Source organism: Chitinophaga sp. CF418 (assembly GCF_900142925.1).
Taxonomy (GTDB): Bacteria; Bacteroidota; Bacteroidia; order Chitinophagales; family Chitinophagaceae; genus Chitinophaga.
In genome coordinates, this window is the sequence record NZ_FRCN01000015.1 from 171,022 (window position 1) to 193,169 (window position 22,148).

The window sequence follows — 22,148 nt, forward strand, 5'->3', positions numbered from 1 at the left end:
ATTTCTAAATCGCATATTATTTTATGAAACGTCTTCTTTTTCTTGCCGCCCTCATTTCCCTGGGACTGGCAACGAGAGCACAGCAAACTCAAAAACCTCCGTTACATGGCAAACACTGGATGGCGGTGACCGGAAAACCTCTGGCAGCTACGGCTGGATCGATGATATTCCAGAAAGGCGGTAATGCCGTGGATGCGGCTTGTGCCATGCTGGCAGCCACCTGTACAATGTGGGATGTATTGAGCTGGGGAGGGGAAACGCAGGCCCTGATCTTCAATCCTAAAACCAAAAAAGTTATTGCTATCAACGCCCTGGGCGTAGCGCCCACCGGTGCTACCGTGGAATTTTTCAAAAGCAAGGGGTACAATTTTCCACCTGAATATGGTCCGCTGGCGGCTGTAACGCCGGGCACTCCAGGCGGGCTGTGCTACATGCTGGCAGAATACGGTACCCTGAGCCTAAAAGAAGTACTGGCCCCAGCTATGGAAATGGCAGCCGGTTACCCTATCGAGGCTCAGACCGCCAATAGTATGGAAAAGAGTAAAGACCGTCTGAAACAGTGGCCTTACAGCAAAGCGGTATTCCTGACCCATCCGGGCGAGAAACGAGAGGCGCCGGAAGCGGGAGAGATCTTTGTACAGAAAGACCTGCTGGCTACCCTCACCAAAATGATAGAAGCGGAGCAGACGGCACTGAAGAACAAAAAGTCCCGTAAAGAGGCTATTATGGCTGCTTACGACCGCTTTTACAAGGGAGATATTGCAAAGGAATTTGTACGCGGCTGTAAGGAACAGGGAGGGCTGATCACAGAGCAGGATCTGGCAAAGTGGAAACCGATAGAGGAGGAACCGCTGCACGTGAACTATAAAGGCATTGAAGTGTATAAACTGCAATCCTGGACGCAGGGACCTATGCTGCTGCAAAGCCTGAATATCCTGGAAAATTTTGATCTGAAGGGAATGGGATACAATTCCGCCCAATATATCCATACCCTGTACCAAACAATGAACCTGACCTTTGCGGACAGGGACTTCTATTATGGAGATCCTTATTTCACGCCTAAAACGCCTATTCAGGGGCTACTGAGCAAAGCATATGCAAAGGAGAGGGCCAAACAGATCAATCCTGATCATAACGACCCGGCTGCGGCGCCGGGGGATCCTTATCCTTTCGAGGGCAAAACTAATCCTTACCTGCGGTTACTAAAGCAACGCAGCTCCCTGACAGATACGTCTCTTGAGAAAAAGCCGGAAGGATTCGTTCCGAAGCATGATGCGGCCAGCCTGCTGACCGTACCGGCTACTGATCAGATGTACGCTGCCAATAATATAGACAGCCTCTATATGGACCGTCTGTGGAGGGGTACTACCAGCGTGGAAGCGGCTGATGAAGAGGGCTGGGTGGTATCTGTCACGCCAAGCGGTGGATGGACGCCGGCATGTATTGCAGGGCGTACGGGTGTGGGCATGAGCCAGCGTTTGCAGAGTTTTGTACTGGACAGCACTTTGTGCCCTTTCAACGTAATAGCACCCGGGAAACGTCCAAGGGTGACCCTGACGCCATCTATGGCATTGAAAGATGGTAAACCATATCTTTCTTTTGCAGTACAGGGTGGAGATACCCAGGATCAGAACCTGCTGCAGTTCTTCCTGAATGTAGTGGAATTTGGTATGACGGTACAACAGGCCACAGAAGCCGCCAATATTAATACCAATCAGCTGTGGTTATCGCTGGGAGGCACGAGTACAAAAGAACGTATGCCGCATCCCGGTAGCATATTGCTGAACAGTAATACGCCGGAATCAGTGAGAGAGACATTAAAGAAGATGGGATATATTACCACTTTCGGTGAGCGTACAAGCGGTCCTGTGAATGCTATTTTTCTGGATAGTAAGCACGGCTCCCTATGGGGAGGAAGTAGTAATCATGGAGAGGATTACGGCATTGGATGGTAGTTTGAAGACGATCTTAATAACTGTAAGAAAGCCACTTGATAAATGTCAAGTGGCTTTCTTGTCTTAGATCATTTGAGCGGGCATTGGTTTTTATCATTTTTGTATCAGCAATTAACACAGTGTTCAACTGCATGAATCAACTGGTAAAAGTTGTAAGAACAAGTTGTAGAGTATTGTATGTTCAACCTCAAATTAAACAATCCTGAATTAGATCAAAAGTCTCGCATCATTTATGCGGGACTGTTTTTTTTCGCCATATCCATAGTAAAAAAGCCGTCCCATGAGAATGAGACGGCTTTTTATCTTTAGTGTATATTGATATTAGTTGAACAGATATCTTACACCAAATTGCATCTGCCAGCGTGAGGTAATACCTGTGTTGTTGGCAAAGCTGTTTGAGTAGTGTACCTGGTTGTTAACATCCGCATAAGGGAAGGAGAACAACGGAGTCTTACCATCAGCAGCGATACCTTCAAACTTCAGCGGGTTGGTTACTGTAGCAGACTTTACGATCCCCCAGTTCTTATTCAACAGGTTGCCCACGTTGATGATATCCAGGGATAAACGCAGTGTGTGGCGCTCTTTACCGGTTTTAACAGAGATGTCTTCAGTGATGTTGACATCCGCTTTTTTAAAGAATGGGAGAGTTACCGCGTTCGCTTTTGCTACTTGTCCACGGTGTGAAGACAGATAACCGCTCTGGCTGATGAAGTTGTTCAGCTGTGTCCAGATCTGGGCAGCAGTTCTTGGGTCGTTTGAAGTACCTGTAGTGCTACCCGTGTGGGTAGTGGCGTTGTAAGAACCTACGTTGATAAGATTAATATCTTTATCGCTGGTAGGAATATACATCAGGTCATTATTGAAACCATCACCATTCAGGTCGCCATTATAGATGTAAGAAGTTACACCTGCGGGTGCTGCTTCGTAGATCAGACCAAAGGAAGTAGCGAAGTATTTAGCATAGGATACTTTGTAGGAAGCCATTGCGATAATACGGTTGGGCAGCCTGTAAGAAGCATATGTCAGGTTTGCTGCATTTGGATCTGCACTTACAGCACGGGCGCTCCACAGTGAGGAAGCGGTGCTGCCCGTTTCTGCTGTATTGCGTGCATCACCATGTGTATAGGCAACGCTTACATACAGGTTCTTGTATGTTTTCTGCACGCGACCGGTGACATTGTAAGCATATCCTTTGCTGGTATTGCTCATCAGGATAGCGTTACCAATATTAGGATCAGCCAGGGAGGTACCTGCGGAATAATATTTATTGCTGGTATTCAGAGAAGTGGTCAGGGATGTGTTATAACGCATCCTGTTATCACTTCCATTAGTCAGTGCATAACCGTTGGTTTCATTCAGGTTAATGTTCTGATAATATACAGCGTTGATATCCTTGGAGTAAGTACCTTCTACTGTGAATACCCAGTCTCCTGGCAGTTTTTTATCAACAGCAAGGCTTGTTTTCAGCACGGAAGGATATTTAAAGTTTTTATCAGTCAGCGCAACGAGATAAGCTGTGTTGGCAGATGCTGACTCAGGACGGTACTGATTAGGATCAGCACTGAATGCTACACCACTTTTGGTGAAGGAACCCCACTGTACACCGTTGTTACTGGCCTGGTTGCTGATCCATACAAATGGCGGAGGTCCGGAGAAGATACCTAAACCACCTCTAACCTGTAAGGTCTTATCATCCAGTACATCCCAGTTGAAGCCAATACGAGGAGATATCAGCAATGCATTACCGGGAGCTTTTCCGATATCGTAGCTCTTACCATCTTTGAACTTCAATGCATTGAACTGTGGGTTGTCTTCAAAGTCCTGCTTGTAGATAGTCATATCCAGACGCAGTCCGTAGGTGAGCGTGAAGTTGTTTGATACACGCCATTTATCCTGTGCAAATAAACCCAGTTCTGTAGAACCTGCATATGCCCATGGGAAGGATCCATCAGATAATGCAGAATACTGGAGGTAATAGCTTTTTGCATTCAGTGCACCGTTCCTGGCGCTGTTGTAGAAATCAGTCAGGCTGGCAAACTGATAGGCACCCTGGTAACCAGGAGCGAATGCATTCTTATATTTCCTGTAATAATCCTGCGTACCTACTGTAATCTCATGTGCACCTTTGTAGAAGGTGAAGATGTCAGAGATCTGGAATACGTCAGTATTCAGGGTGTTGTTATAAGTGTACGGCTCATAACCAAAGGTGGTGTAGATGTTACCGCCGTTCAGGATGTCCACCAGCGGCATTGTGGAGGAACTGGAATGAGGTGTTCGGTAGTCACGCAGTGCTGTGTATCCAACCTGGAATTTGTTGGAGGCAGTGTTACCGAAACGGGTGTTCAGTTCTGCAATAAAGATATTGAAGTTGTTGTTGATCACATATCCGCTTCCATAGAAAGGCATTGAGTTAAAGCCTGGCTGGCCACCTGTTTGCCCTGCCGGTCTGCTGGTACTTGCAAACTGGTCAGACATTGATTTCAGGTAGTTGTACTTTAAAGTAAGGGTATTATGATCGTTGATATTCCAATCGATCTTTGCAGTGATCTTATCACTGTTTGTCTTGAAGGAATAGCCGGAATAAGCTCCGGGATCGTACCCGTAAGTACCCTTCAGAAAGGTAGCCAGGGCCGCTAAAGTGTCTGCATTGGCATTGGAAACACCACCTGGGCTGCTGGGGGCGTGTGAAGCATCAGAAGGGATCCAGCTGGTAGCAGGAGCTGTCTGACGGGATGACTCACCATTCACGAAGAAGAATAATTTGTTCTTAATGATTGGTCCGCCGATGGAAGCACCACGGATATTAAAGGAGAGATCAGTTTTAGGTGCAACTGCGTTCTCTACTTTGTAACCCTGTGTGTTTTCATTTTTGAAATAAGTGTAAACGGTTCCTCTGAAGGTGTTGGTACCGCTTTTTGTAACGGTATTTACACCCGCGCCAGAGAAGCCACCCTGGCGTACGTCGTAGGGAGCAAGATTTACCTGAATCTGTTCGATCGCGTCCAGGCTAATAGGCTGTGCGCCTGCTTGGCCGCCGAGGGTACCTGATAACCCGAATGAGTTATTGAAGTTGGCACCATCTACGGTGAAGTTGTTGTACTGGTTGCTGCGGCCGCCAAAGCTTTGTCCGCCGATAGGGCTGGAAGTGGTAGGCTCCAGTCTTGTAAAATCCTGTGCAGACCTGTTGATAGTAGGCAGTTTTTCCAGTTGATCACGGCTGATGATCTCCTGTGCACCTGTACGGTTGTTATTAAATGTTTTGTCTTGTTTACCTGATTTTACCACCACTTCATTCAGTTGTTTTGTATCAGGCACAATGTTGAAGTCACCGGTATACTCCTGTCCCAGGGAGAGTGTGACATTCTCGATCTTTTGGTCTTTGTATCCGATATAGGATACGGAAATTGTGTAAGGTCCCCCCACGCGAACGTTTGGTACGTTGTAGCGCCCGTCTTTACGGGTTGTGGTCATGTACTTTGTACCAGTTGGGTTGTGTAGTGCGATAATGACAGCGCCGGGTACTCCCGTTTGCCCATCCTTAACCTGCCCATGGATCTCGGAGGTAGTTTCCTGGGCGAGTAATAGCATAGGTAGGCTTATCAGCCCGATGATGGCCGACAGACATTTTTTGAAAAGCATGCAGTTAGATTTATTGTTCGAAATACTCAAAAAAAACGCACAAAACAGAAGTTAATGCGTTAACAAATTATTTAGATTTTGATTCGACAGATTGTCTTCAGAATTGCGCTTACGAAAGAGATTTTGGAAGCAAGTTAGCTGAATTCGGAGGGGCGTTAGCGGTAAATCTGCGGAAGGGAAAAGTACATCGCTGAGTGGTGCATTTTTTATGAGTATTTGTCTGACTACTCATTATTTCAGTAGTAGTGGGGATCTTTGTTCTTACTGAAATAAGGAGCTTTCTTTTTTGGCTGCCATCCATAAATACAAAGGTATCCCGATCATCTGCAGGAGAAATCCGTAGTATATAGTCTGTTGCCCGGCGCTGGCAATTGTCCAAAGTACATAGCTAAACGAAACGGCGAATAGTAAGATACATTGTATCCACTCGTTTGTTTTAAGCGGTCCGCTTTTAGTTTTCAGTATAAAATAAGCGGCTGTTGAAAACAGATAGGGTATCAAAACTGACAAGGTTGACAACAAAACGAGGAACTTGAATTGTTCTACCAGGCCTTTGGTATAGTTCATTGCCATGAGAATGGAAATCAATACACTACTGAAGAGGGTACCGACATAGGGAACGCCTCTTTTATTCTCTTTACTGAATATCTGCGGAAACAGGTTATCCTTTGCAATAGCGTAAGGTAATTGTCCCTGTATCAGCATCCAGCCGTTCAGTGCTCCAAATGCTGCTATTGCCACACCTGCGCTTACCCAGTAGCGGGCATTATTCCCCCACATAATGACAGCTGCATCGGCGAAAGGGGTAACCGTTTTTTTTAGCTGCGCTGATGGAATGATACCCATCACGCTGACTGTTCCTAAAACGTAGACTACTGTAGCTATGAATAGCCCCAGCAGGGTAGCCCGTGGAATGGTCTGCTGCGGATTTTGTACTTTCTCAGCCGGAATGGTAGCAGATTCAATACCGACGTAGGCGAACATGGTAAAGGTAACTGTGTTGGAAAGGGCTGTGAACAGGGATGTGCCACTACTATTGAATGCAGGGAAGTTGGCTGCTTTAATGAAGAACAATCCCCCGAAAGCCACCAGAAATAATGGTATCAGCTTAAGTATGGTCGTTGCCATCTGCACGGAACCGGAAGTCCTGATGCCCCTGTTATTGACCCAGGTCAGCAGCCAGATGGAGCCGAGACCAGTGCCTACAGCACTTAAGGTATTGGTGGACAATATCGGGACGAAGGTACTTAACGCACTGACAAACCCTATGGTGATAGCCGCATTGGCGCAGGACACTGCCAGAAAATATCCCCAGGCTATAGAGAAGCCCATATAGTCGCCGAAGCCGCGGCGGGTATAGGCGTATGGACCACCTGTTACATTGGGCACAAGTTTACTGAGATTACCGAACACCTTTACCAGGAAGAAACAGCCAATGGCTGAAATCACCCATCCCAACAGGCTAACACTGCCGAATGAGGCAAGCGCAGCGGGCGCCAGGAAGATCCCGGCTCCGATCATGTTACCAACAATGAGGGATGTGCTTGTCCAGAGGCCTAGCTTGTTTTTTTCCTTAGCTGTTTCTTTCATACGGCAGGGTGTATATTGGCTGTAAATATCGGATTATCCCAGATTAAAATCCCATATCACAATATCCCATTCTTTTCCGCCATCAGTAAAAGGGAAAAGCGTACGGAATCCCAGCCTGGCGTGTACGATCATAGACTTTGGATTGTCTCTTGCAATGGAGCTAAGCGCAAAGTCGTACACTGACTCGAAGTTATCTTTATGAAACTGGTACAATTGTCGTAAGAGTCCTCTGCCGCGGTAGTTGCTGTCAATACAGGTCTGCCCAAGAAAATATACGTTGTAGTCCATAAGCATTTTCCCCTTGTAAACCTGACCGTCAAACAGGTTCAGCGCCTCTTTAAGCGGCGCATATACAGTGGCCGATTCTTTCACCAATACCAAAAGATAGCCGATTACTTTGTCGCCGTCTTTTATAATCGCGGATGGTGCAATTTCATGAAGCGCTTTGAGATCTTCAAAAGTATATTTCCAGGAAACATAGCCTTGTTCGGCTTTAACGTCTTCTGTAAGACTCTCAGCTGAATTTAGCCTGGATAGTTCGGCAACTTGTCTTAATTCATTGTCCGAACTAATAAATTTAGTTGTGTACATAGGTTACGCTGATTTCCGATGGTGTAAAGAAACAAAAATGAGGAAGATTAGTGTATCCCCTAATAGGGGTACTGGCTATTTTTAGTGGAAAATTGAATTTGAGGGGTAAAATTTGACGTTTTCAGGAAAAAGTATACATTTGCACTCCAATTATGCGGGGAATTAGCTCAGTTGGCTAGAGCGCTTGCATGGCATGCAAGAGGTCACCGGTTCGACTCCGGTATTCTCCACGAAAAATTAAAACCCTGCAAATCATTAATTTGCAGGGTTTTTTTGTGCAGTCAGATGTATTAATGATTTATACATTTCTAGTGTATGAGTTACCTTTGCATGTAAAGATAACTGCCAGTTCCTCTCTGGTTTACATCAAAGTCCAATTACCACAACCAGTAGGTTCCGTTCTGTTCCGTTATGCACCACCTTACATCATGCCGCCTGCTGCTTGGTAGTTACTCATGTACAATTACTCAGTTCCGGTAAAGAATTGTATAAATTCTTTTACTAAGCCATTGCGAAAGATTTCGCCGATATTTCAAGTCCTTTCTTCAGATCTTCCGCATTCATAACAGGAGAGAATTCAACTTTTGCATTCAAGTTGACAAAAAATGGTTCTGCAATAGAAGGGATGTCGGATGGGTCATGAAGATCAAAAACCATTATACAGGCTCTGCATCCATCAATAGCCGTAAAATAGGTGGCTTCAGGGTGGGTTCTGTCCATAGTGGAATTGATAATCTCGCTGAGTGTACCATCTTTGATAGCTTTGTTTGACGCAATTACATCCATCGTCACTCTTAACATTGTACGCATGTTATTATAGTTTTGATTTTTAAATAAAATGTTATACAGAAATTGAGCAAGCCCTTATGTTGTAAAATTGGTCGTAATCATATTGTGCAGCAAAGAGTGTCCCTTGTCATTGATAACAAGTAGCTATTATTCCCGACCATTCACGCAATGACTTTAAAGCTTCTGTCAACCAGATTGGGTTAAGAATAAGAAGCCTTATGATATAATATATACAAGCTGGTAAATCCTTTTGTTTTTAAAAGAAAGCGAATTTTAGTGCTATGATATTAAATTCCCGGAGATTAAGACTTTTAGCCTGTATAGCATCCTCATTCTTATTATGGGGGTCAATCAATAAAATTCCATAGATGGATTAAAAGTATCGGCCACCGGATATTAGTGTGCTGTCCGGAGCGGGGTGTTGTGTGGCCAACAATTATATACATAAAGATTATTAAAATACCATACTAAAGCTAATATTATCGGGAAGGTATTTAGTAATTTTTTGCACTGTTAATACGAATTAGAAAATTCAGTAATTGGGGCGACAACTTGCCGGCGGACTCCACAGGGTAAAAGCCCTGGAAATTCCTGGTAATAAGGATTTTGAAGGCTTTTTTGTTTGTACAGGTTTTAGTTTTATCTTGCGTCGATCTAACAAGGTGCTGGCTTGTTTACCCAAATGCCAGCGCGGTCCCTGAGCCTATTGAGAAAGATGTTTATTCCCCGGGGTATTTATGTTTGTTAGTGGTAGTATATTCTTTTGATTTTGGGCAAACTTCTCTCGTATTGTTTTTCTGTTATTTAAGATGACCAACATATTCCCTATCAATTTGCTTCAAATGTTAAGAAAAATAGTCCTTCTCCTTATTCTCGTTACAAGTGTATTTACAGATGCCTCCGCTCAGTACGCAGATATGGGGAGTGGTGTTATTAAAAATCACATATGGTGGTTTAACTGGAATGGATTTGCGTTGGTTAACGGTGCATCCCGTGATTTCACCACCGATGATGGTTTGAATGTAAAGATTACTTTTTCGCAGGTAAGTGGCCCTTCGCTTGCTCCAAAGGTGATGAATACATGGTCAGGTGCTGTACTTCATTTCCTGTATGATTTCTCTGACCCGACGAAGATGCCTGCTTTTTATAATTATACCCAGGGAGAGGACTCTTATTTTACCATGACTGTTACCGCTACGCGTGAGGGCCAGCCGGTTCCCTTTACCTTTCTGGCTGCAGATGCAGAGGGGAGTCTGAGTCCGGTAGAGTATACCACTTTTACTACCAGCGGGGGAAGCTGGAGTTTCCTGGACTTCTTCAGAAATTCATCACAGACCGGTAATCCTGTGACGGGGTGCGGCACGCAGCAGATCGTAATTACGGATACACAGGGTTCTATGGATGGCTCTCCTGTTGGACAGAATCCTCTAATGGCCACCGTAGCTCCCGCTAATGGGATATTAACAGTAGGTGTCAAAATGGAAAGAACGGTGCCGGGTGGAATGGGCGTGGCATTTGGTGTTTATGCACCACTGGACAGAGGTGACCTGCCCGGCGGTTATGGATATGCGAGGCACCTGTTAAAGTATGTACGTAGTAACGGTTGTAATTTCAATCCTCCTTTTCCTGCCCTTACCCCGGATGAAAGTCTGAAACTCGGAAATACTGTAGCGGATGCAGATGGTGCTGATAATATAGACGATAATCTCAACGGCGTTGATGAAGATGCCATTACGGCGTTTCCGGATTATACTGGTAATGGTTCTTACAGTCTTCAGCTGCCCCTTTCTAATACAACAGGTGCTGATGCCTGGCTGACCGGGAGTTTTGATTATAACAGAAACGGAGTGTTTGATGCGAATGAAGCAGTGACGGTTGCTGTACTGCCTAATGCAACAACGGCCACATTGAACTGGACGGGACTACCTGGGAAGTTTATTACTGGTAAGGGCGGACTGTTTGCCTTCAGGTTTCGTTTATCTTCTAACCGTGCTGCTACACAAGATGTGTCTATCGCGGCAGAGGATGGAGAGGTGGAAGATTATATGGCACGGGTAAATTCGCCCTGTGCTATTACTACTAACCTTTCTGCGACCGCTATTTGTGCCGGCAATTCGGTGCAATTGCAGGCAGCGGGAGGTAGTACTTATAACTGGAGTCCGACTGCCGGATTATCCGATGCAAATATTTCCGATCCTCTCGCTTCTCCAATCGCTACTACCAACTATGAAGTAACAGTGTCAGACGCAGGTGGTTGCGGGGGAAAAGGGAATGTACAAATAGTTGTAAATGAAATAGCGGATGCTGTTACCCGTGTGGATACAACAGTTTGTAGTGGCAATCCGGTGCGGCTGACTACACTTTCTGATAATGGTACAACTTTTATCTGGACGCCTGCAATAGGACTGAATGACGCTAGTATATTATCCCCTGTGGCTACGCCTGCCTCTACCACCCGTTATACTGTAACTGCAGATAATGGTACCGGCTGCATTAGTCAGGCTTCAGTACTGATAACTGTTCTGGATATCTCAATGTCTGTAACACCTGCTGATACTGCTATTTGTAAAGGAACGCCGCTCACCTTACAGGCAACAGGTGGAGATACTTATGAATGGCTGGAAAATGGCGTAGCACTGAGGGAAACAAGTAATTCTATCACTGTATCACCTGATCAGGCTACCACTTATGCAGTTAACATTACTAACAATACCTGCAGTGTAAACAAAAATTTCGTGATACCGGTAAGGGTGAATGCACTGCCTAATACCGCCATCACAAGCACGAATGGTATTGATTGTTCCCATGGATCCTCGATGCTTTTTGCTATTGGGGGAACAAGATATGTCTGGGACAGTGCCACAACGATCAGTAATATGCAGATTGCTAACCCGATGGTATCGCCAACAGAAACGACCACTTATTATGTGACCATAACGGATGATAATAATTGTGTTAACCGTGATTCGATCACTGTATCTGTGGATTTAAGTGCCGGGCTGAGTGTATACCCGATGCCATCAGCTTTTACACCTAATGGGGATGGAAAGAATGATTGCTTTGGTTTGAAATACTGGGGAGGTGTAAAGGCACTTGAATTCAGGATATTTGATCGCTGGGGGACATTGGTGTTCAGCACACAAGATGCCGGCGCCTGCTGGAATGGCACTTTTAAAGGGGTATTGCAACCTGTAGGTGCATACGTGTACTATATAAAAGCTAAAACACTTTGTGGTGAAATAGAGCGGAAAGGCGTAGTAACCTTAGTACAATAAGAAATCCCGGTATTCTATACAAAAGCCTTGTAAAGAAATTTACAGGGCTTTTGTATTTATGCATAGTTGAAGTTTGTTAATCTACTTTTCGCCTCCTTTAATGTCCTGACTTTGACTTTGCAAAATGATCGCAAATGAAATTGCGAAAGGCATTAAAATAGCTGTCAGGCAGCTAAGAATGGTTTGCCATTCTTGATAGACGCTTATTACACATGATAGGGCAGGATTTAAAAAGTTTAAAAGAGATTTGTATCTTCATCCCTAATAATTGAACTCCAGTAAGATCTAGATGACTTTTGGGGCGTGGGATCCTCCAAAAAAAAGGGGCGACTTTTCGAAAATTTTGAATATATCAACCAGGAGGTGGAACAAATGATTCGCGCACGCTGACATATGCCGATAATAAAAAAGGATTACAGGAGAGTTCATGCCATATCTAAGGGAATATTGGTGTCTGGCTTATTGAAGCGTTTTCCAGACAACCTGAGGGCAAGCCTGATATGAGGTAATAGAGCAGATTAAAATTTTCATTGAACCGAACCACAGCTGTAGAAAACGAAAGGCTTAACATGAAGTTAAGTTCGCAGAGAGCATGGCAAATACCATTCTTTTTAACTGTATGAAAAACAATTAAGTCCTGCGGCGCTACCAACTGACCTAATAGAGAAGTAAAATAAATTAAGTTATGAACAGATTACTCATGCTCTTCTATTGTATGACGAGTTGTTTGATCCCCTGTCTGTCACAGGATAAAGTGCCTCCATTGGTCCTGCAACAGCTTTTGAAGAAGGAACGTCCTGATACAAATGATCTGCGGATGCTGTTTAACACAGGTATTTCGTATGTCGATAGGCCTGGTATTGAACCTGGCGACATGGATAGTGCTGCATTATGTGCTGCAAAAGTGCTTAAATCTGCTGTAAGCATAGGCAACAAGGTATGGGAAGGTCAAAGCTATCTACTCTTTTCAAAGATTTTGCGGGAACAGAACGATATTGTAAGGGGGAAGAGCTATGCGTTGAAAGCGGAAGCTGTTTTTAAGGAACATCAACAAAAGGAACTGCTCGCAGATACATACATGGAACTGTGTGACTACTATCAGCCGGTAGATATTGAAAGTCTTAATGTCAAGCTTAAGTATTATCGGGAGGCTGCGGTGATCTATGGAGAGCTGGGTTTGAAATTAAAACAGGCAAATGCGCTTTACAGGCTTGGCGACTATTATTCCTTCCTGCCTGACTATAATGAAGCGAAAAAGGTTTTGCTGCAGGCATTGCCCATTTTTCAAGAGTTACATGTTAAAGAACTGCAGGGGATATATAACCTTTTGGGTGCAATTTGCAGCCAGTTGGGTGACTCTGATAATGCGTTGAAATATGGGTTGATGTCATTAAAAACAGCTCAGGCAGTCGGAGACAGTACTACGCAGCTTTGTACGATCTATAACAGGTTAGGGATGATCTATATCAGGGTGGAGGATGTTACTAAGGCAATGCAAAGCTTTCGGAAGGCCGAGGAAATTGCATTGAGACTAAAGGATACTCCCTCTATGCAGATACTGGCCCGAAATATCGGTCAGGCTTACCAGAAGATGAATAAACCCGCGGAAGCATTGAAGATCCTTAAAGAAGAAGAACGTTATTATCCTCCGACAAGCCCGGAAAAAAAGATACTGATGTTAGAAAGTATCTTAAATGCCTATTGCTTATTGGGTGATTTTGAGCGTGGGGCTCCTTACGCCCAGCAGTTGGAAGATATGCGGCATACGATGTATCCCGACGATGCTTATCTGGAATATGTCTATACTGCGCTGGTCAACTATTACCTCGGCATTCACCAATTCAATACGGCGCACCAGTATGCCCAGGTAATGCTGGCAGTAGCAAGCAAGAGTGGTAATCTGTCTTTCCGCGCAAAATCATGCTCCTTCCTTTATCGTGCAGACTCTGCTATGGCCAACTATAAAGAAGCACTTGAGCATTTCCGGTTGTACAAACAGGCTAATGATTCCTTGTTTAATATAGCCAAAATGCAGAAGATCGGTTATTTACAGGTGGAATTCGAGACTGAGCAGAAAGATCAGGCGCTAACGCTGAAAGAACGGAATATTGAGCTGCTCACAAAGGAAGCGCAGGAGGCCCGTTTCACCAGGAATGTGATCATTGGCGGCGCCGGTATGCTGGTGGCGCTGCTGCTGTTAGGCTACAATCGTTATCAGCTGAAGTTGCGCAGCAACCGGCAGCTAAAGCAACAGCAGGACGAAATTAACCGCAAAAACCTGTCCCTGCATGAGTTGATCGCTTCGCAGAATAAATTGCTGGATGAAAAGGAATGGCTGGTTAAGGAAATTCATCACCGTGTGAAAAATAACCTTCAGATCGTTATGAGCCTGTTAAATACACAGGCAGCCTTTCTTGATGACAAAGACGCGTTGAATGCTATCCGGGAAAGCCGTTACCGGATGCAGGCCATCTCACTTATTCATCAGAAGCTTTATCAGTCAGACAATATGGCGAGAATAGATATGCGCACGTATATTAACGAGCTTGTGGTATTTCTGAAAGATGGATTCTCAGATGTCAGCAGGATAAAATTTGATCTTCAGATAGCGCCGGTGAGACTTGATGTATCACAATCTGTACCGGTGGGCCTGATCCTGAATGAAGCTATTACCAACGCTATCAAATATGCGTTTACCGGCAATGGTACTATCATTGTTTCCTTACAGCCTGCAGATACGGGCTATCTGACGCTTGTTATTGCTGATAACGGCAAGGGCTTTCCTGAAGGTGAAATACCTACTCAGAGAGGTTCAATGGGTATGATGCTGATGCATACCCTGGCTGAACAGCTAGATGGGGTTCTGGATATTCAGAGCCGTAACGGCGTTACTATTACTGTCAGCTTTAGATACGAGGAGAAAGAAACTTTTGATAAGCCTGTAGTGCTTATGGAGAGGGTTGCCGATTATGCGTGAAAAATTGGGAAGCCCTGTTAAGATTGTTGTAGATATCGGTATTAATATGTTGCAGTAATGCACAAGCAAGAGTCTTTATGAATATAAGTCATAAAGACTTTTTTCTTTTTACATAATGCTTGTTGTATTGTACCACTTGGGCCGGGGATGATTGTGATGACAGGAGTTGTTTTCAGTATCTGACTATACTGGCAATTTTATTTTTTCACGCTGAGTATTCCCCCATGCCGCCAGTGACCGGACGATGGGAACCAATGTTTTCCCTTCCTCGGTTAACGCATATTCCACGCGCGGAGGTACTTCCGGAAATACAAAGCGCTCCACGAAGCCATGTTTTTCCAGCTCTTTTAATTGCTGCACAAGCATGCGCTCGGAGATATTCGGGATAAGGGCTTTTAATTCACTGTAACGCATTCTCCTGTGACCCAGATGCCAGATGATACCTGGTTTCCATCGGCCTCCGAGTATTCGCAATGCAATGGCCATTCCACATGTTTCATAAAGTTCTGTTGCATTAAGTGCATTTGTCGAAGTAGCTTTTCTCATTTCTAACATGTTTGTTAGTAGTTAACAAATTCAATCCTGTTCTTCAAAGATAATTATAAAGTATCCGATACTTTCAATTCTTACTGTTTTGTAAGTAATTAACAATTTCCCGTGTACTTATCCGGACCATTCCGCTATTCTATGTTTGCGCCTCAATAAATCAATGAGGATAATTATGGAAACCAGAAACATTGTCTTAATTACAGGCGTAAGCAGAAAAGAAGGTCTGGGATATGAAACCGCCAGACAATTGGCAGGGCAGGGCTATAAGGTGATCATCACCGCCAGGGATTACCAGAAGGCAGCACATCTTGCCGCAACTATGCAAGAGGATAAACTGGATGTTGTACCTATGGAGCTGGACATCAGCAATGCAGAGAGCATTACGAAGTGTGTACAACATGTTACAGAACGATTGGGTCGCCTGGATGTACTGATCAACAATGCAGGCGTTATGACAGATTTTACCTCTACTATCGCTACTGCTGACCTGGGCGTTGTGAAAGCATGCTTTGACAGCAATGTGTTTGGCCCCTGGCAGGCAACACAGGCATTCCTGCCATTGCTCAGGAAGAGCACTCAACCGCGTATTGTGAATGTCACCAGTGGTATGGGCTCTTATGACGATCCTGATTTTGGATTGCATCATTTCCCCGGAGTGCTGACAACATATGCACTGACGAAGCTAACATTCAATGCACTGACAGTAAAGGCCGCTAAAGAGTTGAAAGATGAAGGGATATTGGTGAATGCGGTATGTCCGGGTTTTACTGCCACTTATGAAGGATTGAAAGAGCAAGGCGCTAGACCAGTGGAAGAGGGGGCAAAAAGCATTGTGTGGGCTGCTACATTACCGGCAGACGGGCCTACGGGAGGTTTCTTCCGTGATGGGAAGTCATTGCCCTGGTAATGCCATACAGTGAAAATAAAAAGCCCCTGCAGGGGCTTTTTATTTTCACTGTATGGATCACATATCTCTAAAAATTTCAGCAATTGCGCTTTTCAATTCTGAAGCCAGTAAAGGTTTCTTTAGCAATTTCAGCACCATCGGATTGGCATAGGTACGGCTGAGGTCTCCATAGTCAAGAGAAGATGATACCATGATAATATGGCATTGCGACTTGATCTTGGCAGGATAGCTGTAAAACGCCTCCAGGAATTCAAAACCATCCATCTCCGGCATTTGTATGTCCAGTAGCAAAACGGTAGGCGGTATCTTGGGTAGGGTGATATTGGAAGACAGGAATTCAAGCGCTTTGTTTGCGTTGTTAAAGGCAAGCACAGTTCTGCTGATCTGTTGCAGCGTAATAAGTCGCTCATGCAGCAGCAGATCTACTTCATTGTCATCTATGAGTATTACACGTAAATCAGGAATCGAAATCATTTCTGTTGGGAATGCTTATTTCAAATTGTGTACCTTCTCCATATTTTGATTCAACGTTGATAGTACCGCCAATTTTATTCAGCGCTTCTTTTACAATATACAAACCAATACCACTTCCTGGTTTATTATTATTTTTTGAACGGAAGAACATCTTGAAGATGTTGTTGAGATGCTCACTAAGTATACCTATCCCGTTATCTTCGATGGACAGGGTCGCTTTATGCGGCTCTACCTTCACTGACAGTAACACTTTCGGATTGCTTTCATCCGGTTTCTGGTATTTCACAGCATTCGAGATCAGGTTATTCAGAATAACACTGATACGGAAAGTATCTCCTTTGAAATCTACCGGCTGGTCTACGTTCACCTGGAACTCGATGGCCGTGTTCTGATGGCGGAAAGATGCAATACACTCCTGGATGAGATGTTCAAAGTTGATCTTTTCATATTCCACATCCAACCTGGAATTGCGGTAGTATTCTATGATCTTCTGTATGAATCCATCCAGTTTGAGGATACATGCTTCTATCATATTGAGATAACCGTTAGGGTCGGTCACCGAGTTATCAAGACGGCTCAGGTTGATAATACCGAGTACAGACATCAACGGAGAACGGAGGTCATGCGAAGTGGAATAGATAAAGCGGTTCAGCTCATCATTGATCTTTTCCAGTTCCAGGATTTTTTCCTTCAGCTGTTTGCGGGTAGAATATATTTCGAATGCATTGTTGATGGTACGATGCAGTTCATGCTCATCCCAGGGCTTTTTGATGTAGGAAAAGATATGTCCTTTGTTGATAGCATCGATGATATCTTCTACATCCGTATAACCTGTCAGGAGTATACGCATGGGGTCGGGGAGGGTATCCTTTATTTCATTAAAGAATTCAACCCCTGTGGACACGGGCATTTTCTGGTCGGCAATGATGATGTGTACATCAATGCTTTTCAATAGCTGTTTGCCTTCCTGGGCAGAATTGGCGGTATAAATTTCATAACTTCTGCGGAACCCGGCTTTAAAAGCATTGAGGTTATGAACTTCATCGTCAATGTACAAAATCCTGATACGGTTGTCTTTCATCCATTTTGGTTTTTGTCCGCAGGTTCAACTTTCAGGTTGATCAAATGGATTTTCCTGCGTGGGTATACTAAGACGCATGAGCCGTTATGCTCATAGGTAAATATATAATAAATTCTGCACCTTTGTCAGGAGCAGTGATTACCTCTATGCGCCCGCTGTGCTTTTCGATAATGCTAAATACAATTGAAAGTCCAAGTCCGGTGCCTTCACCCACATCTTTGGTAGTAAAGAAAGGGTCGAAGATCTTTTCTTTCACTTTTTCTGTCATGCCGGGGCCTGTGTCTTTTATACTGATGAGGGCAAGACCGTTATCCTCTTTGGTGGTAATGGTTACCATCTCTTCACGGTCTTTGTTGTTTGTTTTTATGGCATTAAAGGCATTGGTCAGTATGTTCATGAACACCTGGTTCATTTTACCGGCATAGCACTCTATTTTGGGCAAAGAGCCATATTCCCTTATTACTTTGACATTAGGTGGTATACTGTTTTTGAGTAGTACCAGTGTACTGTCCAGCCCTTCGTGCAGATCTACGGATTTAAGATCGCTTTCGTCCAGCCTGCTGAAGGTACGCAATCCTTTAACAATTTCCGATGTCCTGGTAGCGCCGTCTTCAATTCCTTTGATGAGGGAAGATATTTCATCATGGATGTAGTCAATATCTATTTCCTCTTTAAAAGCGGCAATCTCCTGAAGCGCGCCATGAATATCCGGAGACGCTGGCAATGCGTCATACTTTTCCAGCAGCGTTTTGATATCCTGGATATCCAGCTTCAGTGGTTTTATATTAGAAGTGACAAAATTGATCGGATTATTTATTTCATGGGCGATACCGGCGGTCAGCTGACCGAGAGATGCCATTTTCTCCCTTTCCACCAATTGAGTCTGTGCATCTTTCAGGTTCTTCATGGCTATGTTGAGTTCTTCGTTACTGGTTTGCAGTTCTTCTGTACGTTTATGCACTTTGTCTTCCAGTATGATATTTTGTTCCCTTACCAGGCGTTCATTTTCCTGGGATGCCTGTAGTGCTTCCGCCTTGAACAGGTTTATCTTATAGGCCAGTGCAAAGGACAGGAGCAGGGCTTCCATGGCAGAACCTATCTGCAGGGCATAATAGGTAAATTCATTGTACGGCAGCACATTCGCATTCCGAAGCACAAATACCAGTACACTGAGTAGGAATATGGACCAGGCGATCAGGAAAAACCTGGCAGAGCTGTAGCCCATAAGGGTCATGCGTGCCGATATATATAATACGCTGATGGCCGCGGCGCCTACAACCAACTGCACCCAGATCTGGGCAACGATATACATATCCAGCAGGGAGGGGATGAAACAGCCGATATAAAGGTAGATAAGTATATTAATGAGCCGGTGTCCGGGCTTATAGTATTGTTTGGTGAGCAGGAACTGCTGGATGAACCATAACGCTGTCAATCCGTTTACTATGGGGACCAGTACGGTAGCATGCTGGGCCATCCAGGGACTGTTGGGATAGATGAACCGGAAGGTAAAGCCCTGTAGTGTAGCCTGTGTGAGGCCTACAAATACGTTATAGGATACATAGGTCAGATAGCTGGTATCCCTTGTGGACATGTATAGGAAAAGATTATAAAAGGACATGGCCAGTATAACCCCGATGTATAAGCCAAATATGAGTTCCCGGTAGTCATTTTTTTCCATTATCTGGTCCCGGGTACCTACAAAAATAGGTAGTTGTAATTGTTCTCCCGCTACCACCCTCAGGTAATACTGCCTGGTGGTATGAGGCCGTATGGCAAGGGGGAATATATAGTTCTGATGATCCACAGGCCGGTTGGAATAGCTGGTAAACTCGCCCAGATGGGTTGTTTTATAGCTGCCATCGGGCTGTGTCTCAAACAGGGTAATATCGTCAATAGTAGGGTATTCTACTTCCAGCAGCAACTCATGCAGGTCAGATTCATTTGTGATAGTAAACCTTACCCAGTGGGTGTAGGGCGTGATCTGGAGATTGGGGACATTTTCATCCGGAGAAGTAAAAGGTGCTTTGGTTACCGATTTGATATCCAGTTTGTTAGTCTTATCGGTGTATATTTCGAGGTTCTTGCCGATCCTGGTTAGGGGCATATTGTTTTGGAACACGAAAGGAGGGGCTGCCTCCAATTGCTGGAAACCAAAGAGAGTAAGGAGCAATAGAGCGATAAATCGGAACATGCGTTAAATTTATAGAAAATTCACCGTTCACTCTTCACATTGGAATACTGCAAATTAGCAATTTCAAGGTTATAGCTCACTTCATAAGACCCTTTAGGTCCAACTTCTGTTTTGGTTTGGATCGGATTTTCGCGCAGATCGTAGATCAGCTCCCGTTCCTTGGGGTCTGCATTTTCCAGTTTATTAACATCGTTAATGAGCATTGCCGTGGCAATGAAGTCATCTTTGGGATAGAAGAAGGTGCCCTTATCTCCCAATGATTCATCGATGGTGAAGCCGACCCTCTTGCCTATACGGGTGGTGATCGGGGCGCATAAAACGTGGAAATTGTCGATAGGCATCTGCGTTGCCAGTACTACGCCTGCCCTGGCCAGCACCTGGCTACCGATACCCATGCCGGCTACTTCTTTTGAGTTCCACATAGCACAGATCTCTGCGCTGCCGTTTCTGACAACATCATATATTTTCGGATCGTATTTGCCGATAGCAGTTTCTATAGGCAGCGGCAATATGCCGTCAGCCAGTTGTACGCGGGCGCCGCCGTATGTTTTGGTGCGTGTTTCATCCTCTACAATAATCACGATGCTATTTTCATGGTGCATCCAGTCCGCACTGCCGGATGTGATTTTAGCAATGCCAAAGTATATTTCCAATAACCGGAGATGGCCATTATAAAAACGAAGACAAGCCTCCGGATCATCTGGCGCTTTAAAAGCCCTTACTGTAATCATGATATTGCATCTGGGTACTCCTTAAAAAAGATCAGGCCGGGAAATGAGCGGACCGGCTGTTGCGATTTCGATTGCAAAGGACATCTATTTCCGCTCACCCCGAATTATTAAACAATTATTTGTTCAAAATCTACATAATACCTGCCAGAGCTTTTGAACTGATCGAGCAGTATTCTCCTGCAAGTATCCGTTACTACGGCTCCGCCCAGTACAACAGAAGATGCCAGTTGAGGCCAGGTCGTAATAGTCTTTCCTATCTGGCCTAAAGAGTATTTCATTCTTTCGGACATGTCATCCAATGCAACCATAGGGCGAAATATGGGTAGTTTCTCTGCATCCGTAAGCCCGCGAAGGCTCTTTAAATCTATATCGGGTATAAAGCCGTGCAATAAGGGTCTGTCGGGTTCCAGGTCAAAACGTTCTACATCCACCATGCCCCTGTCATTGGTATCCATCACAACAGGTATGCCAAGGGACTTGGCTTTCATCCTGCTCAATATTTTTATATCTATACCATCACATTCTTCTACCAGGATATCGAGATTACCGTCTTTCGTAAAGAAGTCATCCAGATTTTCTTCGGTGGCGCCATCCGTGTAAATCACAACTTTGATAAATGGGTCCAGCTCCGCTATTTCCCGGGCTGCTATTACCACTTTGTGAACCTGTATGCTGTGAATACCGGTACGGATCCTGTTCATATTGGTCAGCTCAACCTTGTCAAAATCGGTCAGCCTTAATTCTCCGCATACTCTTTCCATCGCCAGGGTAAGCGCAATGGATTGACCTACAGAAAGGCCAATAACGCCTATTTTCTTACCGCTTAGCATGGATATCTCCTCATCGGTGATCTTTTGTTTATTCCTGCTGGTACGTAGTTCAATGAAATCCTTTTCGTCGACAATATGTACCACCCTGTGCGACCATGGGTAGTACACCCATACGCCAAAGGCATGAAGCGGTGTAGTACCAACATATTCGCTGATCTTTTGTTCAGATTCTTCTTCCGTAAGCCGTTTGGTAGGGTTGCGGATTTTCATCAGCTCCCTTAGCTGGGAATGAATCTGGTCATATACGCGTATATGAGGATTAGCCGCTAATAAAGCCAGTAAATCGGCATATTGTTCTTCCTGCTGCAATCGATAAAATACTGGTGTATAATTATCCGGCTCTGTCCGTTGCTTACTGATATAATGCTCTAGTTCTGTCATTTTGCCTGGCATATAATTTTATGAACAATGATGGCAATTCAAAATGGTTATGTATGGTCAATTAGTTAGTATGTTTAGTGTATTCTTGCATGGTAAGGGCCTGGTGACAAAGGCAAGCTCGTTAATTCACTACATATATCATATACTCACTATGTAGTCCGGGATAAATGTTGTTTATAGTACAC

14 protein-coding genes and 1 tRNA gene are annotated in these 22,148 nt (G+C 44.4%); 5 read left to right on the forward strand and 10 right to left on the reverse strand.

The annotated features are described in order from the left end of the window. Positions 1-23: 23 nt before the first annotated feature. Positions 24-1,955 carry a gamma-glutamyltransferase family protein gene (locus F3I09_RS28465; RefSeq protein ID WP_149698454.1) on the forward strand — a complete coding sequence of 644 codons (1,932 nt, stop codon included), beginning with the start codon at positions 24-26 and terminating at the stop codon, positions 1,953-1,955. 321 nt (positions 1,956-2,276) lie between these two features. On the opposite strand, the gene F3I09_RS28470 is transcribed toward F3I09_RS28465, so the two are convergent. The 3 genes from F3I09_RS28470 to F3I09_RS28480 all read right to left on the reverse strand — a co-directional run bounded on the left by F3I09_RS28470 (position 2,277) and on the right by F3I09_RS28480 (position 7,775). Continuing rightward, entirely contained in the window at positions 2,277-5,594 is a 3,318-nt protein-coding gene (locus tag F3I09_RS28470; protein ID WP_149698455.1) for a carboxypeptidase regulatory-like domain-containing protein, read from the reverse strand. A 261-nt stretch (positions 5,595-5,855) separates the two neighbouring features. Continuing rightward, positions 5,856-7,184, reverse strand: coding sequence for an amino acid permease (locus F3I09_RS28475; RefSeq protein WP_149698456.1), 1,329 nt, complete (start codon positions 7,182-7,184; stop codon positions 5,856-5,858). A 33-nt stretch (positions 7,185-7,217) separates the two neighbouring features. Next, the gene (locus F3I09_RS28480) at positions 7,218-7,775 is read right to left on the reverse strand and encodes a GNAT family N-acetyltransferase (protein ID WP_149698457.1); all 558 of its coding nucleotides are present in this window, start codon (positions 7,773-7,775) and stop codon (positions 7,218-7,220) included. A gap of 156 nt (positions 7,776-7,931) precedes the next feature. Between F3I09_RS28480 and F3I09_RS28485 the strand changes: the two genes are divergently transcribed. Continuing rightward, positions 7,932-8,005: transfer RNA gene (locus tag F3I09_RS28485), tRNA-Ala, on the forward strand. A gap of 271 nt (positions 8,006-8,276) precedes the next feature. Here F3I09_RS28485 and F3I09_RS28490 read toward each other — a convergent pair. Then, a complete protein-coding gene (locus F3I09_RS28490; protein ID WP_149698458.1) occupies positions 8,277-8,585 on the reverse strand; it encodes a hypothetical protein in 309 nt (102 codons plus the stop codon). 821 nt (positions 8,586-9,406) lie between these two features. Between F3I09_RS28490 and F3I09_RS28495 the strand changes: the two genes are divergently transcribed. Both F3I09_RS28495 and F3I09_RS28500 read left to right on the forward strand, forming a co-directional pair. Continuing rightward, positions 9,407-11,839 carry a CshA/CshB family fibrillar adhesin-related protein gene (locus F3I09_RS28495; RefSeq protein WP_188133988.1) on the forward strand — a complete coding sequence of 811 codons (2,433 nt, stop codon included), beginning with the start codon at positions 9,407-9,409 and terminating at the stop codon, positions 11,837-11,839. Between the two features lie 685 nt (positions 11,840-12,524). Further along, positions 12,525-14,816 carry a histidine kinase dimerization/phosphoacceptor domain -containing protein gene (locus tag F3I09_RS28500; RefSeq protein ID WP_149698460.1) on the forward strand — a complete coding sequence of 764 codons (2,292 nt, stop codon included), beginning with the start codon at positions 12,525-12,527 and terminating at the stop codon, positions 14,814-14,816. Between the two features lie 183 nt (positions 14,817-14,999). Here the strand turns inward: F3I09_RS28500 and F3I09_RS28505 are convergent, their stop codons facing one another. After that, positions 15,000-15,362, reverse strand: a complete 363-nt coding sequence (locus F3I09_RS28505; protein WP_149698461.1) for a helix-turn-helix domain-containing protein — start codon at positions 15,360-15,362, stop codon at positions 15,000-15,002. Positions 15,363-15,537: 175 nt separating this feature from the next. On the opposite strand from F3I09_RS28505, the gene F3I09_RS28510 reads away from it, so the two are divergent. Next, complete coding sequence (locus F3I09_RS28510; protein ID WP_149698462.1) at positions 15,538-16,272, forward strand: SDR family NAD(P)-dependent oxidoreductase; 735 nt, start codon at positions 15,538-15,540, stop codon at positions 16,270-16,272. Between the two features lie 57 nt (positions 16,273-16,329). Here the strand turns inward: F3I09_RS28510 and F3I09_RS28515 are convergent, their stop codons facing one another. The 5 genes from F3I09_RS28515 to F3I09_RS28535 all read right to left on the reverse strand — a co-directional run bounded on the left by F3I09_RS28515 (position 16,330) and on the right by F3I09_RS28535 (position 21,963). Beyond that, positions 16,330-16,746 carry a two-component system response regulator gene (locus F3I09_RS28515; protein ID WP_149698463.1) on the reverse strand — a complete coding sequence of 139 codons (417 nt, stop codon included), beginning with the start codon at positions 16,744-16,746 and terminating at the stop codon, positions 16,330-16,332. Next, positions 16,730-17,827 (reverse strand): hybrid sensor histidine kinase/response regulator, encoded by a 1,098-nt coding sequence (locus F3I09_RS28520; protein WP_149698464.1) that lies wholly within the window; start codon positions 17,825-17,827, stop codon positions 16,730-16,732. The genes F3I09_RS28515 and F3I09_RS28520 overlap by 17 nt, the downstream gene beginning before the upstream one ends. Before the next feature lie 67 nt (positions 17,828-17,894). Then, positions 17,895-20,021 (reverse strand): 7TM diverse intracellular signaling domain-containing protein, encoded by a 2,127-nt coding sequence (locus F3I09_RS28525; RefSeq protein WP_149698465.1) that lies wholly within the window; start codon positions 20,019-20,021, stop codon positions 17,895-17,897. A 20-nt stretch (positions 20,022-20,041) separates the two neighbouring features. Next, on the reverse strand, positions 20,042-20,752 hold the full coding sequence (locus F3I09_RS28530) for a hypothetical protein (RefSeq protein WP_149698466.1): 711 nt from the start codon (positions 20,750-20,752) through the stop codon (positions 20,042-20,044). Positions 20,753-20,859: 107 nt separating this feature from the next. After that, positions 20,860-21,963: a ThiF family adenylyltransferase gene (locus tag F3I09_RS28535; RefSeq protein WP_223233420.1), complete on the reverse strand. Its 1,104-nt coding sequence runs from the start codon at positions 21,961-21,963 to the stop codon at positions 20,860-20,862. Between the last annotated feature and the right edge of the window lie 185 nt (positions 21,964-22,148).

Bases quoted from the DNA above. Each gene is read 5' to 3' on its own strand.
- F3I09_RS28475 (WP_149698456.1), bottom strand. From the start codon at position 7,184: ATGAAAGAAACAGCTAAGGAAAAAAACAAGCTAGGCCTCTGGACAAGC.
- F3I09_RS28470 (WP_149698455.1), bottom strand. From the start codon at position 5,594: ATGCTTTTCAAAAAATGTCTGTCGGCCATCATCGGGCTGATAAGCCTA.
- F3I09_RS28505 (WP_149698461.1), bottom strand. From the start codon at position 15,362: ATGAGAAAAGCTACTTCGACAAATGCACTTAATGCAACAGAACTTTAT.
- F3I09_RS28515 (WP_149698463.1), bottom strand. From the start codon at position 16,746: ATGATTTCGATTCCTGATTTACGTGTAATACTCATAGATGACAATGAA.
- F3I09_RS28500 (WP_149698460.1), top strand. From the start codon at position 12,525: ATGAACAGATTACTCATGCTCTTCTATTGTATGACGAGTTGTTTGATC.
- F3I09_RS28465 (WP_149698454.1), top strand. From the start codon at position 24: ATGAAACGTCTTCTTTTTCTTGCCGCCCTCATTTCCCTGGGACTGGCA.
- F3I09_RS28480 (WP_149698457.1), bottom strand. From the start codon at position 7,775: ATGTACACAACTAAATTTATTAGTTCGGACAATGAATTAAGACAAGTT.
- F3I09_RS28490 (WP_149698458.1), bottom strand. From the start codon at position 8,585: ATGCGTACAATGTTAAGAGTGACGATGGATGTAATTGCGTCAAACAAA.
- F3I09_RS28495 (WP_188133988.1), top strand. From the start codon at position 9,407: ATGTTAAGAAAAATAGTCCTTCTCCTTATTCTCGTTACAAGTGTATTT.
- F3I09_RS28530 (WP_149698466.1), bottom strand. From the start codon at position 20,752: ATGATTACAGTAAGGGCTTTTAAAGCGCCAGATGATCCGGAGGCTTGT.
- F3I09_RS28510 (WP_149698462.1), top strand. From the start codon at position 15,538: ATGGAAACCAGAAACATTGTCTTAATTACAGGCGTAAGCAGAAAAGAA.
- F3I09_RS28525 (WP_149698465.1), bottom strand. From the start codon at position 20,021: ATGTTCCGATTTATCGCTCTATTGCTCCTTACTCTCTTTGGTTTCCAG.
- F3I09_RS28520 (WP_149698464.1), bottom strand. From the start codon at position 17,827: ATGAAAGACAACCGTATCAGGATTTTGTACATTGACGATGAAGTTCAT.
- F3I09_RS28535 (WP_223233420.1), bottom strand. From the start codon at position 21,963: ATGACAGAACTAGAGCATTATATCAGTAAGCAACGGACAGAGCCGGAT.